Here is a 13,754-nt window from a genome sequence, read left to right on the forward strand (position 1 = left end):
CATATCTTATTAAATCACTCAGGATTTGGATCAGCTATCTACCCGCGTATGGAAAGCCAGATCGTCACGGAACACTTCAGACAAAAGGTGTCTCGAAATGGACAAAACACATCGAAAGCCGGATCAGATCACCGTTCCGAGCAAGAAAGAACTGGTCGCAATCTTCGAAGACGGGGATGAGCAGCGATGGTTGCAACTTGAATGGATGCTTGATCGTCACCAAAAGGAGGGCAGGCAGTGACCCATTACATGGCGCCCCCGCAAAACACCCAATCGCATATCGATCTGCCGACATATAGCGCGACCGACCTGACCAAAGAGGGTCATCTGGCACAGATCATATTGGGCGATCAGACCTATACGCTTCGGATCACGCGGGCTGGCAAATTGATCCTGACGAAATGAACCCGCGTTGCAGTCAGCGGGGCGGTACAGCCATAGGCTATCTGGCCGAGCTTGACAGTGTCGAAGCCGCATCGGTCATCTATCTTCGGCTTTGGTCCAATGGCCCGAATAGTCGATGTGATATCTGGCAGGACATTGCGACAAGTCTTGGTGCTGAAAGGGCCGACCGGGCGTTGGATGCGTTCGGGCAGCTTTGCGGATTGTGCGGGCGTTTCGGACGACGACCGTTGATGCGTCACGCTGTGGAATGTCGGTGCCTGGGCGCAGATGAAGCCTGTTTTGCAACGTTTATCGCGGCGGCTGCTGACGGGGACAGGGACGATGCAATGCTGATGGCGACCCTTTTGGTGCGTCCTGACATAGCGCCATTGATCACATCACTTGCCGCTGATTTCGGCCTGGCACTGAAACAAATGAATCTCACTGCACCAAGCAAAGTGACAACCACGTTGCATTGATGAGAGTGACGGAAAGGCGCACTTTCAATCGTCGACCGAGCCTATAAATATAGTCGCAGTTAGACGCCGACGGAGCCACAATGCCCAAGATCGCCAATCCCTGCATCGACGTTTGCAAATACAAGCGTGAAGGGCATTGCATCGGCTGTTCGATGACCAAGGCGCAAAAGTCGCTGTATAAACAGCTGAAGAAAGACGCGCATCGCGAAGGCTTTGTCAAAATGCTGATGGCGCAGCAGGACCAGATGGGCAAATTCGATGGCTGGCGAATTGCCTATCGCAAGAAATGCAAGAAAAAAGGCGCGATGGTGCCCGATCGGTTGGAGCAACGTGCCGGGAAATCCAGTTCAGCCGCCTAGGCCTGTCGCCTGCTGTCTTTGGGTTTCCAAAGTGCCACGAACAGACCCAACGCCGCAAGCCAGTCGGCCACCACAATCCCGATGAATATCCACGTCGGCACCGTTGTGTCGGCCCAAACGTAGGACAATGCCACGCTGCCGCCGATCCCCACCAGAAAGAAGGTTATCCAGGCCAGCCACCGCATGTTCCGGGTCAGCCCAGCGACGATGATCAGATAAACAACACCCGCGACACCCAAGCCGATTGCGTCGGTCGAAAATCCACCAAAGACCAAAGCCGCAAGATGAAGCAATGCGCTGATCAGCACAAAGAATGCGCCGACGCCGTATTGGCCAGATAGACTAGGCATGATCGATCCTCTTCTTATTCGTCATTTTCACAGGGGAAGCCCGCGACACCCCAGACCAGGATGTCATCCACATGTTCCTGCAGGCTGTAAGGCGCGGGTTCGCGTCCGCCGCCCGGTGTCCAGGCCCAATGCAGGATCAGGTCGTGGTCGAGGTGTTCGGCGATTTCGATCATTGTCCTTCCACCGTTACGTTCCGGGTCACGCAACTGATTGCATATCTCGGTCGAGGATTTGCCGAACCAGGCCGCCTCGACCGGGGCAAGCTGCCAGTTCATCGCGACCTGTGGCGCGGCATGGGGCATGTCGTTCACGCCCTTACGGTACGCATGGCAAGTGCTGCAAAGCAGCGTTTCCGCCCCGATCCGGCTTTCACCGGCATTCACGTTCATCCCGTGCGGACGTGTCTTGCCGTATGTCGGTCCCGACCACATGGGCCGGTTGGACGGGCCCACGTGGCAGTTGGCGCAGCGCGGATGCGATGCGACCTCGTAGATGCGCCCCCATGCCGTCAGGCCCTCGTCCCGCGTGACTGACCCCTCAGCGGGTGGGTCGATGATCGTGTTTTCACCTTCGGCCATGGCCAAACTGGCCAGGCTGATCAGCGCCATCGCGATCACATTTCGCATGCGCATCCGCCCGCCTCACGCAAAGTCGATGAACTTGTTGAATGGCATCTCGCGCAGGCGTTGGCCGGTCGCGGCAAAGATCGCGTTGGCGAGTGCGGGCGCAGCTGGTGGCACACCGGGTTCACCGGCGCCCTTGATCTCGGCACCGTTCTCGAGTGCGCGCACCTCCACCGCCGGACATTGATGAATACGCATCGCTTCGTGGGCGTGGTAATTCGTTTGCTCAACCATGCCGTCCGTATATGTGATCTCGGCATTCATCGCGTGACCCAACGCCCAGATCGCGCCACCGGACAGCTGGCTTTCCAGATTTACAGGGTCGACAATCTGCCCGACATCGGCGGCGACATAGACATTATCCAGCTTGATGCCACGATCGGTCATCGTGACTTCGACAACCTCGGCCGTGGGCACGCCGAAGGATTCGACGATCGCCACGCCGCGCCCCCGGTTGGGGCCAAGATCACTGCCCCAACTGGACATTTCGGCGACGGCTTCGAGCACTTCGCGGTGGATGTCATTATTGCAGAGCCGCAGGCGTTCCTCCATCGGGTCGACACCGGCGGCATGGATCAATTCGTCCAGGAACCCTTCGGCGAAGAAACCGGCGGACGACGCCCCAACTGACCGCCATGAACTGATCGGGGCCAGCTCTGGCACCCGGTAGGCTCGAACCCGCAGGTTGGGGATGTCGTAGGGCATGTTCCACGCACCCGCGACGATCTGCATGTCGGGCCCCGGTGCGGCCTGGCCGATACGGCTGAGTTGCGAGGCCATGACCGAAGGCATCGCGATATCCAGCGACCAGCTATCAACCTTGCCGCCCTTTACCCGGCCCTGCGACCGCGACATGCCGATCTGACGCGGGTAATCGTGGGCGAAGTCTTCCTCGCGCGTGTAGGTCAGTTTTACCGGCGTGCCGGGCATCTGTGCGGCGATTTCGGTGGCCAGCTTGATGTTGTCGAACTCTAACCGGTGGCCAAAGCTGCCGCCGATCATCTGGTTGTGAAAGACCACCGCGTCGGTGTCGCAACCGGCGATCTTGGCGACCTCCATCAACAGGAAACCGGGCATCTGATGACCTGCCCAGACCTCGGCGCCGTTTTCGTCGACACGGACGATGGCATTCAGCGGTTCGAGAGGTGCGTGGGCGACATAAGGGGCGCGGTATTCCGCCTTGATCAGATCAGCATCCTGCAGGGCCGTCGCGACATCGCCGTCGCTGCGCCATTCGCTGTCGAGCCGTTCATCAGTAAAGCTGTTGGCGACTTCTTCCCAATGGGCCGCCTGTTCGGCGGGGTACGGCGCAGGGCCCCATTCGATTTCAAGCGCATTGGCTGCATTCATGGCCCGCCACGTATTGTCGGCGATCACCGCGACGCCGTTGGTTACCGGCAGGACATCCTGCACGCCGCGCATTTGCTTGACCTGCAAGTCACGGTAGCTGTCGATGCCGCCGCCTTGCCGTGGATTGGTACGCACGGCAGCATGGACCATGCCCTCGACTTCAAGGTCGATACCGTAGGTTTGCGTGCCCGTGGATTTGGCCATCACATCGGTGCGCCTCATCTTTTTCCCGATCAGGCGCCATTCGCCCGGGTCGCGCAGGGTGACCTCTTCAACAGGCGGGATGTTCACGGCAGCGGCGGCCAGATCGGTATATGGGATTTCGGTTCCGTCAGGCAGTTGAACGGCGCCTCTGGCGGTCTTCAACTCGGCCACCGGCACGCCCGATTCCTGCGCTGCAGCTAATTTCAGCGTTTCACGCGCTACCGCCCCGGCGGTCCGCAATTTGACGAATTGATCCGGCATGGAGGTTGACCCGCCGGTCCCTTGGACCGCCATCAACTTAAGCGCCCCACCGGCAATGTCGCGCATCGTTTCCGCCGCGAAACTTTTGTCGAAGGACATGAACGGCACCGCCTCTGCCGCAAACCCCGTGTTGTAGTAGGCAGGTGCCGGGTGGCCGAAGCTAAGATTGACCTGGTCCAGATCCACATCCAGTTCCTCGGCGATCAGCATCGCCTGAGAAGACTGCACGCCCTGCCCCTTATCCGCATGGTTCACGATCAGCGTGATCTGATCACCGGTGATTTTGACGTATGGGTTGAACGCGGCTTCACCCTCTTTCAGGTCGGAAAGCAGCGGATTGTCATACGGGCGCTGCACCATATAGGTGCCAAAGGCGACGCCACCCATGACCGCGGCAGAGCCGATCAGGAATGTCCGGCGGGCGATTGTTTTGACGGCTCCCATCGCTCAGACCTCCTGCATCTTGGTGGCGGCGGTTTTGATCGCCGCGCGGATGCGGGGATATGTGCCGCAACGACAAAGGTTACCGCTCATGACCGCATCGATATCTTCGTCCGTCGGATCGGGCGTGCTGACCAACAAATCGGCGGCCTGCATGATCTGACCGGACTGGCAATACCCGCATTGGGCCACTTGATGTTCGACCCAAGCCTCTTGCAATGCATGCATCGCATCGGGTGATCCAAGACCGTTGATCGTAGTGATATCAGCACCATCGGCTGAGGCTGCGGTGACCTGACAAGAGCGGACTGCAGAGCCGTCCATATGCACCGTGCACGCCCCGCATTGGGCGATGCCGCAGCCATATTTGACCTCTTTCATGCCCAGTTCATCCCGCAGGACCCAAAGCAGCGGCATGTCGTCTTCGACGTCAACGCTGTGTTGCTGACCATTGATCGTAAGCTGCATTGCGACCTCCTTGTACCGATGGACATTTTGCGTATGATTGTCCAAAGCTGACCATTCGTCAATGATTCTAGGCCGGATATGAGTGATCGGGACGCAAAAATAATCGACGCTGCTTTGCGCAGTTTCACGCGGTACGGTGTCGCGAAGACGACGATGCATGATATCGCACAAGAGGCCGGTGTCGCGCGGCAGACGCTTTATAACGCCTATCCCGGGAAAGAGCAGGTCTTGCGCGCGACCGTGAAATCCGTCGCGACACGGAACTATCATGACGTGATGCACGACTGGGCGATTGCCGGTTCACTACAGGAAAAGCTGGATATCTTTATCCGGCGCGTCCCGCTGCATTGGTACGACCAGACGCAGCAAGCCCCCGATGCGGCAGAGTTGATCAACGGGTTGCATCAGGTTGCGGCGGAAGAACTGCGGCAGATGGATGCGATCTGGATCGATGCGTTTGCCGATCTGATTGCGGGCCACATAAAGGGCACCCCGGGCCTGCGGGACCTTGCGGATTTCATTTATACATCCGGAATCAATGCCAAATATGGTGTCGAAAACCGGGCGGCGTTGGAAGCGCGCCTGCAGGTTTGGAAGACCGCCGCGCTTGGCCTGATTGGCGAAACCTAGGCGTCGGACAGCGCCTCTGGGTCCAGAATCTCGATCCTTTGACGCGAAGATTTGATGGCACCGCGTTTGGCGTATTTGCTGATCGAGCGGCTGACCATCTCGCGATTGGCACCGATACTGCCCGCGATTTCCGAATGCGTCGGCGCGTTTTCGATCACCGCACCGGGGGACAGTTTGCCATGCTCGGCAGCAAGGCGGAGCAGATACGTACCGACCCTTTGTTCCACCGAAAGGGTGGTCATTTCCATGCTACGTTCCGTCAAAGACCGGATGCGGGCGACCAGCGTGTGCGTGATCCGTTCGCAAACCAACGGAACGGATTTGAAAAGTTGCAGGAACGTATCGCGCTTCATCGACAGAACGCGCGCCTCGGTCTTGGCGAAAACGGCCAGCGATCGAGGCACACCATCAAGCGCCGCCAATTCACCGAAATAGGCTCCTTCCGGGAAGCGTGAAAAGACGATTTCGCGCCCCTCTTCGGTCCAGAAAACAGCGAGGATGGACCCGGAAAGCAGAAAATACAGATCGTAGGATGCATCTTCCTGATCGAAAACGGTTTGCCAGGCATCAAGCCGATGCTCGGCGACCTGCAGGCCAATACCTGCCAGATCGTCAGGTGTCAGACCTTCGAACAGCGGCAGATTATATGACAGAAGCTTTTCCGCGTTCATTCCGCATCTCAAAATTTGACTGCATCATGGGACACAGTTGATCCGGACGGGGGATCAATTCAGCAATCGCGGATGGTTTCCTTAATGTCAACGTCGAACGTGCAGGACAAAAGTTTAATGGCTTGGCAGCCCTAGCGGGAAGCCAATTCAGGCGACTATACTTTTTGGTCCGTCGATGCCGTGCGGCTATTCGACGAACAGGCAACTCCACGGTGCAGCGACGCTGATCGACATCAGCGGAGCCGCGCCCTTACGGGCCATTAGCTCCACACGTCCGTGATGCATCGCCTGCGGAACGGATGGAGGTAAACTGTCAATCAGCGCGGTGTATCCTGTCAGAAAGAAACCGCCCGATGATTTGAAACGATCCGTAGCCACCCGATCGGTGCCAAAGAGTGTTTTGGCATCAAAAGACAACGACAGTATCGGAGCCGTGGCGCCGGGCGTGATCGTATAGGTAAAGCCTGTTGGCTTAATCGATCCACGTGCTTTCTTTGAAAGTTGATCGATTGCTATCGCCAGAACGTCAGGTGATACCTGCGCCAGCGCCGCCAGTTCGCCCAAATGGTCCGGGCTATTGTCCGGCAGTGAAAAATGGATCGTCATCGCGTCGCTGGACCCATCGACCGTCAACATTTCTGCCGTAGCTTCATCCGGAATACCGTCTAGCAACGCATCACACCGCTTTGCGTTGATCAGCCTGGCGATGTCGGTGCAGCCGTCGGGCAGTTCCGCGACCAATGCGGTCTGCAAGCCCTTTTTGCCGTGACGCAGGCCCAGGCGCGCACCATAGTTCAGACGTCCTGCACCTTGGGCTGCGCTGATCACGTCTCGCAGCGCGCGGTCGGGCGATTTGCCGCCATATCCGCGTATGATGCGGCACACCTGATCAACCCGGTCCGCGCGATCCTCCAAAGGATCCGCGACCTCGGTCACTAAAGCAAGATCGGCTTCACCAGCCGAGAAAACCATTTCCACCGGGGATCCGGTTTGGGTCAGCCCACTACGGCCCCAGGCAGCCCAACCGCCGGGATCCATCACCCCGACATCATGCAGAATGCGTTCCAGCGCTTCGCCGGATTTACCATGCCGACGCAGATACCAGCACCAGTCCAGATCACTGCGGGCGGGAATGATGGGGGCGAAGTTCAACATGACAACAGGTCTTTCCTTCAACTCGTTTCAGATAACTGGCGCGCCGGGGACGACGACGCGCCGATACTCATTACCCTTCATGCAGCCACAGTTCGGGAGCCAAACCGTGCCACTTTCCTTGTTTTCCGTAACCGGGCGACCCAACACCACGGGCCGATACTCTTTACACACCAAAACATGACGAACTGTCTTATTGGCAGGTTCGATATTGCCAGCACGCATGTCATTGGTATGTGTCGAGGCGCACATTGAAGCCGTGGTGGTGCAGAAATCTGTTATCGCATTATTAATTAATGAAAATTTCTTGTGGGTTGTACGACAAGGGGCGGCGATCTGATGTGTCGAAGGCACGTTCGACCAGCGCGCAAACACGCTGGTTTACCGGGGTCAGCACGCCATGCACGGCGCCCCGGGCAACGATATGGCCATTCAACCACGCGACTTCGGGCGCGCGACCGGCGGCGTAATCGTCGGCCATCGAGGATCTTGCTGTGGGGTCGACCCGTAACATCGCATTCGCAAAACGCTGAAAGATGAAATCCGGCAGGCGCAGCACTATGGGCAGAATGCGTGGATGAACCTTTCCGATCCGTTCCAGCGCGATGCCCTCGGCGCGCGCGACGGCCAGACCTTCTTTGATGCATGCGGCCAGCACCTGCCGCCAGGCGCGGGTTTGCAGTTGATCCCGCAGGCCAAGACCCGAAAGCGCATTCAGTGCGTTATTGAGGTTCATCAGCAGTTTCGACCACTGCACACCTTCCATGTTGTCATGGCACAAGGCAGTGATCGGTGTGTCCGAGAGATGGTCGCGGAGGGTTGCACCATTTTTGGCCAGAATGACCTCACCCTCGGTCGTTTGCGCAAAGTGATCCTGCGCGCGGCGGATCACGTTGAAGCCGACCATCCCCGGAACGACACGATCGGGGCCAAGACGATCGCCCAGCAACTTTGGGTTGGTTATTCCGTTCTGAAGGCTGACGACAAGTGCGCCGGGCGGTGAATAGGTTTTGATCAAAGTGCCTGAATCACGAGTGTCAGCAGACTTGACGCAAAGCAGGATCAGCGTGGCATCGGCCAAGGCGCTGGGATCGTCAGTGACGATGGGTTGGCTGCGATGCGCAACGCCATCCATCGCGCTGGTCGTGAGACCGCCGCCCAGCGCCTCAACCAGCGCAGGCCGACCGATCAGCGTGACAGGGTGGCCAGCCGCCGCCAGCATCCCGCCCACATAGCAACCGATCGACCCGGCGCCGAGGACGGTGATCATCCGGCAGCCCGACCCGCGCGCCGCCCAGAGTGAATGCAACCGCCAAGGAACGTGCCCTCAAGCGCGTTGTTACCGTGATAACCGCCACCGCCAAAGCCTGCCGCCTCGCCCGCGGCGTAAAGCCCATCGATGATCTTGCCACTGGGGGCAAAGACCTTTGAATCCAGATCCGTGTGAATGCCGCCCAGCGTCTTGCGGGTGACGACATGCAGTTTGACCGCGATCAGAGGCCCGTTCGCCTTATCGAGGATTTTGTGCGGTTTCGCCGTGCGGATCAGCTTGTCCCCCAGATAGTTGCGGGCCGTTCGGATCGCCGAAATCTGTGCATCCTTGGTGAACGGATTGTTGATCTGGGCATCACGTGCCTCGATCTGCGCCCACAGGCGGGCGGGGTCGATCAGGTTGCCGCCCAGCTGGTTCATACCGTTGACCATCGTGTCAAAGTCTTTGGCGACGACGAAATCCTCGCCCTTTTCCTTGAACGCCTCGACCGCCCCGGTGGCCCCTTTGCCCAACCGTTCCTTCAGCACACCGCGCCAGGTGCCGCCGGTCAGGTCCGGGTTTTGTTCCGAACCTGAGAGCGCGAATTCCTTTTCGATGATCTTCTGAGTCAGCACGAACCAGGTGTGATCATACCCGCGACGGCAGATTTCGTGCAGCGTGGACATCGTATCAAAGCCCGGCAGGCACGGGGCAGGCAGCCGTTCGCCTGTCGCGTCGAACCACATGGATGACGGGCCAGGCAGAATGCGAATACCATGTTTGGGCCAGATCGGATCCCAGTTATGCACCCCTTCGGTATAGTGCCACATGCGATCCGTGTTGATCAGTTCGGCCCCGGCATCCTTGACGATACCCAACAGCAGACCATCCACATGTTCGGGGACGCCTGACACCATCTTTTCGGGCAAAGGCCCGGATTTCGATGCATCCCAGTTGCGCCGGACAAGGTCGAAGTTGCCGCCGATGCCGCCAGAGGTGACGATCACCTGATCGCAGCGAATGTCGAAATCTCCTGTCACGTCCCGATTGGTTGCCGCCCCACGCACGGCGTCATCGGGGGCAAGGACATCGCCCGCGACACCCGTGACCTTACCATCGGTGATGTCCAACCGCGTGACCCGATGGCGGAAGCCGAATTTCAACTTACCCGCCTTTTCAGCCTCCAGCGCCCGGTCGGTGAAGGGTTTCAGAACGCCGGGGCCGGTGCCCCATGTGATGTGGAAGCGCGGGATCGAGTTGCCGTGTCCATCTGCGAAGGACCCACCCCGTTCGGCCCAGCCCACAATCGGAAACCAGCGCATCCCAAGACTATAAAGCCACGAACGCATCTCACCAGCGGCGAAATCCAGATAGGCCTTGGCCCATTCGCGGGGCCAGTGATCTTCGGGCCGGTCAAACTGTGCCGAGCCCATCCAGTCGTTCAGGGCGAGCGCGTGGCTATCCTTGACCCGCATGCGGCGTTGTTCGGGCGTGTCGATCATGCATAGGCCACCCAGCGACCAGAAGGCCTGCCCGCCCAGGTTCTGCCGCCCTTCCTGATCAAGGATCGTGACGGACTTGCCGCGGTCGATCAGCTCATGCGCGGCGACGAGCCCGGCAAGACCGCCGCCGATGATCACGACATCGCTTTGCATCAATTCGCCCCCTTGGTTGCCCGTCGCATCAGATAGCCACCAGGTAGCGCGCCCAGATACATGAGAACACCATACATGGCCGCGGGCAGCGCGATAACGGGTAATGCTTCCGGCCCGGCATGGATGAGTCCGGCGACGGTGATACCCAATGTCGAGTTCTGGATGCCCGTTTCCATCGCGACGGCCGCCCGGTCATTGACCGGCAGACCAGCCAACCGCGCCACACCCCAACCAAGGGCGAGCAGCACGACCACCATGGAAAAGGTCAGCGGCGCGAGCGTGGCGAGGTTTGCGGTGAACACATCCCACGATGCCGCCAAGGCGCCGATCACGATGACAATGAAAAGAATGGCCGCAAGCGTCGATATCGTCTTTTCGATCCGGTCGACGAAGCCGGTTGCAAGCGCCCGCAAGGTCATCCCCAGGATGACGGGCACCGCGGTGATCGCGAACATCGCCAGTGCGATGCCCGTGATGTCGATATCCAGACTACCGGCATCCATGAACAAACCGGCCCAGAACACGATAAGGACAGGAACGGTGACGACCGACAACAGGCTGATCAGGCCCGTAAGCGAGATCGACAAAGCCAGCGTACCACCCACCAGCTTGGTCAGGATGTTCGACGTCACGCCGCCAGGGCAGACAGATAGGATCATCACGCCGAAGGCCAGTTCACCACTTAGCCCGAAGGCCGCGACAAAAGCGTAGGCGACAAGGGGGATCAGAAGGACCTGAGCGAACAGACCGGCAATCAGCGCGCGAGGTTGGCGGATGATACGGACGAAGTCATCAACCGTCAGGCCAAGGCCCAAGGACAGCATGATAACGCCCAGCGACACCGGTAAAAATATGGATAGGATGGCGTCCACGATGATCCCTCCCCGATCATGTTTTATTAACCGTCCATAGTTCCTCTGCGCAGGCTGTTGTCAAATTGTCGATTTTATTCCGTGGCGTCACGCGCCCTTCCAGACCGGCGCGCGCTTTTCCACGAAAGCCCGCGCGCCTTCGATGGCGTCGGCGGATTTACCCAATTCCTTGATCATGTGATCATTCTGCGGCCACAGGCGCGCCTCGTCCTCGGCAGTGACCAGATTGGTCAGCGCCATTGTCGCGCGCGTCGCGAGCGGCGCGTTGCGTGCGATCTGCGCCGCCAAGGACTGCGCCGCGGTTAACGCCTGCCCGTCCGGTACGCTTTTGTTCAACAGCCCCCAGTCGACAGCCTCGGCTGTGCCGAAAGGTGCACCGGTCAGCAAGATTTCATTGGCGCGTAGCCTTGGGATATAGCGCGAGAGGCGAATGGCACCACCTGCCCCGGCGACCAATCCAATGGTCGGCTCCGGCAGGGCGAATTGCGCGGACTCACCAGCGATCGCCAGATCACAGGTCAGCACCATCTCGAACCCCCCAGCGAAAGCAGCCCCTTCGACGGCTGCTATTACGGGCTTGGTCCGCGGTCTGTTCACGAAACCGCCAAATCCGTATTGGCCGAACAGGATCTTGTCACCCTGACCGCCCGCAAAGGCCTTTAGGTCCATGCCCGCACAAAACATGGCACCGGCGCCGGCGAGGATGACGACATGAATGTCATCATCCGCCTCGGCCCGGTCGAACGCAGTACGCATGGCGTCACAAACCTCTGGATTGATCGCATTCCGCTGATCCGGTCGGTTCAGGGTCACGGTCGCGATTCCGTTTTCGGCTTGGTAGACGATGACATCATCGGTCATTTTCAGCATCCTTTTCGGCACGGCGCCGTAGATCGGCGCGGATAATCTTGCCAGTGGTGGTCATGGGCATGTCGTCGATAAAACGGACGACGCGGGGGTATTCATAGGCGGCAAGGCGGGATTTGACGTGGTTTGCGATGTCATCCGCCAAATGGTCTGTCGGGGTGTGACCGGAGGCGAGTTGTACGTAGGCAGCCACGACAGCGCCCCGAACCGGATCGGGCTGACCCACGACTCCCGCCATCTGAACGGCAGGATGGGTCAGCAGGCAATCTTCGATCTCGGCCGGGCCGATGCGGTAGCCGCCAGATGAAATGATATCATCATTTCGCCCGACAAAGCGGATGCGGCCCGTTTCAGTTTTACAGCCCCGGTCGCCGGTCAATAACCACTTTTCGTTGTCGACGGTGATATATTTGTCCGCCGTCGCCTTTGGATTGTTCCAGTATTCCAGAAACATCACAGGATCGGGGGTGCGAACCGCGATGTTGCCTTCTTGGTCGATGTCGCGGATTTTCCCATCATCATCAATAACTTCTACGTCATGGCCGGGCACTGCAAAGCCCATCACGCCCGGTTCGGCTGGTGCAACTGCATCGCAGGAGGACACGATCATGTTGCATTCGGTCTGGCCGTAGAATTCGTTGATCGTGGTCCCGAATACGCTTTGACCCCACGAGATCAGTTCCTTTCCCAGAGTCTCACCCCCGCTCGCGATGGACCGCATTGGCAGGGGGCCGTCGGGCGCGTCCCGCCGCATCATTTTCAGCGCCGTGGGCGGCAGAAAAGCGTTGCGAATGCCGTATTTGCGGATCAGGTCAACAGCCGCTTGGGCGGTGAACTTATCAAAACGGCAGGCGACGACAGGCACGCCGTGATGCAGCGCCGGCATCAGGACATCGAGCAATCCACCGATCCATGCCCAGTCCGCCGGGGTCCAGATCGCGTCGTCCGGCTGGGGGAAAAAATCATGGCTCATCTCGACCCCGGGCAGATGGCCAAGCAGGACCCGATGGGCGTGAAGCGCGCCTTTGGGCGGACCGGTCGTACCCGACGTGTAGATCAGAATGGCGGGGTCATCTGCACGTGTTTCGACGGCAGAGAAGCTGTCGGCTTTCTGTCGGCAAAGTGTCGGCAAATCTTCGATTTCATCAGTGACCAAGACATATTTCAGGTCCGGCAGTTTATCTTGCAAACCAAATACGGTTTTTCGGCCGAGCCTGTTCGTGATGACGATCCTGGTGCCCGAGTCCCGCAACCTATGCAGCAGCGCATCAGGCCCGAATTGCGTGAATAACGGCACGGCGATGCACCCGGTCTTGGCGATGGCGATGTGAGACAGCGCCGTGTCTATGGATTGCGGCAGCAGCACGGCGATACGGTCACCCCTTTGGGCCCGTTCCGCGAGAACATGCGCCAGCCGGTTGGACAGTGTTTGAAGATCGCCGAAAGAATAGCGGCGATCTGTGCCATTGGCCGCCACATCGATGATAGCCAGATCATCTGGCCTGATCGCAGCCACCCGATCGCAGATGTCCACACCGATATTGTAGTATTCTGGGATATCCCACGCGAAGGAAGTACGCATGTCCGCAACCGTGGGCCTGGGTGTCAGCATCTTAACCTCCTGTTGGCCGACAGTATTCTTCGTCCGCTGTCAGGAGGTCAATTTGTTCCGCCTTTGATCACCCGATTCGATGATATCAGATATCCCCAAAACACGTCTGGATTGATAAGGCGGA

General features: G+C 58.9%; 16 protein-coding genes. 5 read left to right on the forward strand and 11 right to left on the reverse strand.

Annotated elements, in window-relative coordinates:
• The first annotated feature begins 97 nt into the window (after positions 1 to 97).
• From V8J85_RS10205 to V8J85_RS10220, 4 genes are all read left to right on the forward strand, one after another.
• Positions 98 to 241: a hypothetical protein gene (locus V8J85_RS10205; RefSeq protein WP_339953629.1), complete on the forward strand. Its 144-nt coding sequence runs from the start codon at positions 98 to 100 to the stop codon at positions 239 to 241.
• A gap of 8 nt (positions 242 to 249) precedes the next feature.
• Positions 250 to 405 (forward strand): hemin uptake protein HemP, encoded by a 156-nt coding sequence (hemP, locus tag V8J85_RS10210; protein WP_339953843.1) that lies wholly within the window; start codon positions 250 to 252, stop codon positions 403 to 405.
• On the forward strand, positions 402 to 863 hold the full coding sequence (locus tag V8J85_RS10215; RefSeq protein ID WP_339953630.1) for a hypothetical protein: 462 nt from the start codon (positions 402 to 404) through the stop codon (positions 861 to 863). The genes hemP and V8J85_RS10215 overlap by 4 nt, the downstream gene beginning before the upstream one ends.
• Positions 864 to 943: 80 nt before the next feature.
• The gene (locus tag V8J85_RS10220; protein ID WP_339953631.1) at positions 944 to 1,222 is read left to right on the forward strand and encodes a DUF1289 domain-containing protein; all 279 of its coding nucleotides are present in this window, start codon (positions 944 to 946) and stop codon (positions 1,220 to 1,222) included.
• Here V8J85_RS10220 and V8J85_RS10225 read toward each other — a convergent pair.
• The 4 genes from V8J85_RS10225 to V8J85_RS10240 are packed head-to-tail and all read right to left on the reverse strand — an operon-like array spanning position 1,219 to position 4,919.
• Entirely contained in the window at positions 1,219 to 1,572 is a 354-nt protein-coding gene (locus V8J85_RS10225; RefSeq protein ID WP_339953632.1) for a hypothetical protein, read from the reverse strand. The two genes, V8J85_RS10220 and V8J85_RS10225, sit on opposite strands and share 4 nt — an antisense overlap.
• 14 nt (positions 1,573 to 1,586) lie before the next feature.
• Entirely contained in the window at positions 1,587 to 2,198 is a 612-nt protein-coding gene (locus V8J85_RS10230) for a hypothetical protein (RefSeq protein WP_339953633.1), read from the reverse strand.
• 15 nt (positions 2,199 to 2,213) lie between these two features.
• Positions 2,214 to 4,454, reverse strand: coding sequence for a xanthine dehydrogenase family protein molybdopterin-binding subunit (locus V8J85_RS10235; RefSeq protein WP_339953634.1), 2,241 nt, complete (start codon positions 4,452 to 4,454; stop codon positions 2,214 to 2,216).
• Positions 4,455 to 4,457: 3 nt separating this feature from the next.
• The gene (locus V8J85_RS10240) at positions 4,458 to 4,919 is read right to left on the reverse strand and encodes a (2Fe-2S)-binding protein (RefSeq protein ID WP_339953635.1); all 462 of its coding nucleotides are present in this window, start codon (positions 4,917 to 4,919) and stop codon (positions 4,458 to 4,460) included.
• Positions 4,920 to 4,997: 78 nt separating this feature from the next.
• Here V8J85_RS10240 and V8J85_RS10245 point away from each other — a divergent pair, with 78 nt between their 5' ends.
• A complete protein-coding gene (locus V8J85_RS10245; RefSeq protein ID WP_339953636.1) occupies positions 4,998 to 5,549 on the forward strand; it encodes a TetR/AcrR family transcriptional regulator in 552 nt (183 codons plus the stop codon).
• On the opposite strand, the gene V8J85_RS10250 is transcribed toward V8J85_RS10245, so the two are convergent.
• From V8J85_RS10250 to V8J85_RS10280, 7 genes are all read right to left on the reverse strand, one after another.
• Complete coding sequence (locus V8J85_RS10250; protein ID WP_339953637.1) at positions 5,546 to 6,220, reverse strand: Crp/Fnr family transcriptional regulator; 675 nt, start codon at positions 6,218 to 6,220, stop codon at positions 5,546 to 5,548. The two genes, V8J85_RS10245 and V8J85_RS10250, sit on opposite strands and share 4 nt — an antisense overlap.
• 186 nt (positions 6,221 to 6,406) lie before the next feature.
• Positions 6,407 to 7,375 (reverse strand): hypothetical protein, encoded by a 969-nt coding sequence (locus V8J85_RS10255; RefSeq protein ID WP_339953638.1) that lies wholly within the window; start codon positions 7,373 to 7,375, stop codon positions 6,407 to 6,409.
• Between the two features lie 286 nt (positions 7,376 to 7,661).
• Positions 7,662 to 8,642 (reverse strand): 2-dehydropantoate 2-reductase, encoded by a 981-nt coding sequence (locus tag V8J85_RS10260; protein WP_339953639.1) that lies wholly within the window; start codon positions 8,640 to 8,642, stop codon positions 7,662 to 7,664.
• A complete protein-coding gene (locus V8J85_RS10265; protein ID WP_339953640.1) occupies positions 8,639 to 10,279 on the reverse strand; it encodes an FAD-binding dehydrogenase in 1,641 nt (546 codons plus the stop codon). The genes V8J85_RS10260 and V8J85_RS10265 overlap by 4 nt, the downstream gene beginning before the upstream one ends.
• Positions 10,279 to 11,151, reverse strand: coding sequence for a bile acid:sodium symporter family protein (locus V8J85_RS10270; protein ID WP_339953641.1), 873 nt, complete (start codon positions 11,149 to 11,151; stop codon positions 10,279 to 10,281). Before V8J85_RS10270 ends, V8J85_RS10265 begins: the two co-directional genes overlap by 1 nt.
• Positions 11,152 to 11,238: 87 nt before the next feature.
• A complete protein-coding gene (locus V8J85_RS10275; protein WP_339953642.1) occupies positions 11,239 to 12,012 on the reverse strand; it encodes an enoyl-CoA hydratase-related protein in 774 nt (257 codons plus the stop codon).
• Entirely contained in the window at positions 12,002 to 13,630 is a 1,629-nt protein-coding gene (locus V8J85_RS10280) for an AMP-binding protein (RefSeq protein ID WP_339953643.1), read from the reverse strand. Before V8J85_RS10280 ends, V8J85_RS10275 begins: the two co-directional genes overlap by 11 nt.
• Between the last annotated feature and the right edge of the window lie 124 nt (positions 13,631 to 13,754).

It is taken from the genome of Yoonia sp. 2307UL14-13 (assembly GCF_037572755.1).
Lineage (GTDB): Bacteria > Pseudomonadota > Alphaproteobacteria > Rhodobacterales > Rhodobacteraceae > Yoonia.

What these genes read in the sequence shown, in the direction of transcription:
- V8J85_RS10205 (WP_339953629.1), top strand. Translation starts at nt 98, where the DNA reads ATGGACAAAACACATCGAAAGCCGGATCAGATCACCGTTCCGAGCAAG.
- hemP (WP_339953843.1), top strand. Translation starts at nt 250, where the DNA reads ATGGCGCCCCCGCAAAACACCCAATCGCATATCGATCTGCCGACATAT.
- V8J85_RS10215 (WP_339953630.1), top strand. Translation starts at nt 402, where the DNA reads ATGAACCCGCGTTGCAGTCAGCGGGGCGGTACAGCCATAGGCTATCTG.
- V8J85_RS10220 (WP_339953631.1), top strand. Translation starts at nt 944, where the DNA reads ATGCCCAAGATCGCCAATCCCTGCATCGACGTTTGCAAATACAAGCGT.
- V8J85_RS10225 (WP_339953632.1), bottom strand. Translation starts at nt 1,572, where the DNA reads ATGCCTAGTCTATCTGGCCAATACGGCGTCGGCGCATTCTTTGTGCTG.
- V8J85_RS10230 (WP_339953633.1), bottom strand. Translation starts at nt 2,198, where the DNA reads ATGCGAAATGTGATCGCGATGGCGCTGATCAGCCTGGCCAGTTTGGCC.
- V8J85_RS10235 (WP_339953634.1), bottom strand. Translation starts at nt 4,454, where the DNA reads ATGGGAGCCGTCAAAACAATCGCCCGCCGGACATTCCTGATCGGCTCT.
- V8J85_RS10240 (WP_339953635.1), bottom strand. Translation starts at nt 4,919, where the DNA reads ATGCAGCTTACGATCAATGGTCAGCAACACAGCGTTGACGTCGAAGAC.
- V8J85_RS10245 (WP_339953636.1), top strand. Translation starts at nt 4,998, where the DNA reads ATGAGTGATCGGGACGCAAAAATAATCGACGCTGCTTTGCGCAGTTTC.
- V8J85_RS10250 (WP_339953637.1), bottom strand. Translation starts at nt 6,220, where the DNA reads ATGAACGCGGAAAAGCTTCTGTCATATAATCTGCCGCTGTTCGAAGGT.
- V8J85_RS10255 (WP_339953638.1), bottom strand. Translation starts at nt 7,375, where the DNA reads ATGTTGAACTTCGCCCCCATCATTCCCGCCCGCAGTGATCTGGACTGG.
- V8J85_RS10260 (WP_339953639.1), bottom strand. Translation starts at nt 8,642, where the DNA reads ATGATCACCGTCCTCGGCGCCGGGTCGATCGGTTGCTATGTGGGCGGG.
- V8J85_RS10265 (WP_339953640.1), bottom strand. Translation starts at nt 10,279, where the DNA reads ATGCAAAGCGATGTCGTGATCATCGGCGGCGGTCTTGCCGGGCTCGTC.
- V8J85_RS10275 (WP_339953642.1), bottom strand. Translation starts at nt 12,012, where the DNA reads ATGACCGATGATGTCATCGTCTACCAAGCCGAAAACGGAATCGCGACC.
- V8J85_RS10280 (WP_339953643.1), bottom strand. Translation starts at nt 13,630, where the DNA reads ATGCTGACACCCAGGCCCACGGTTGCGGACATGCGTACTTCCTTCGCG.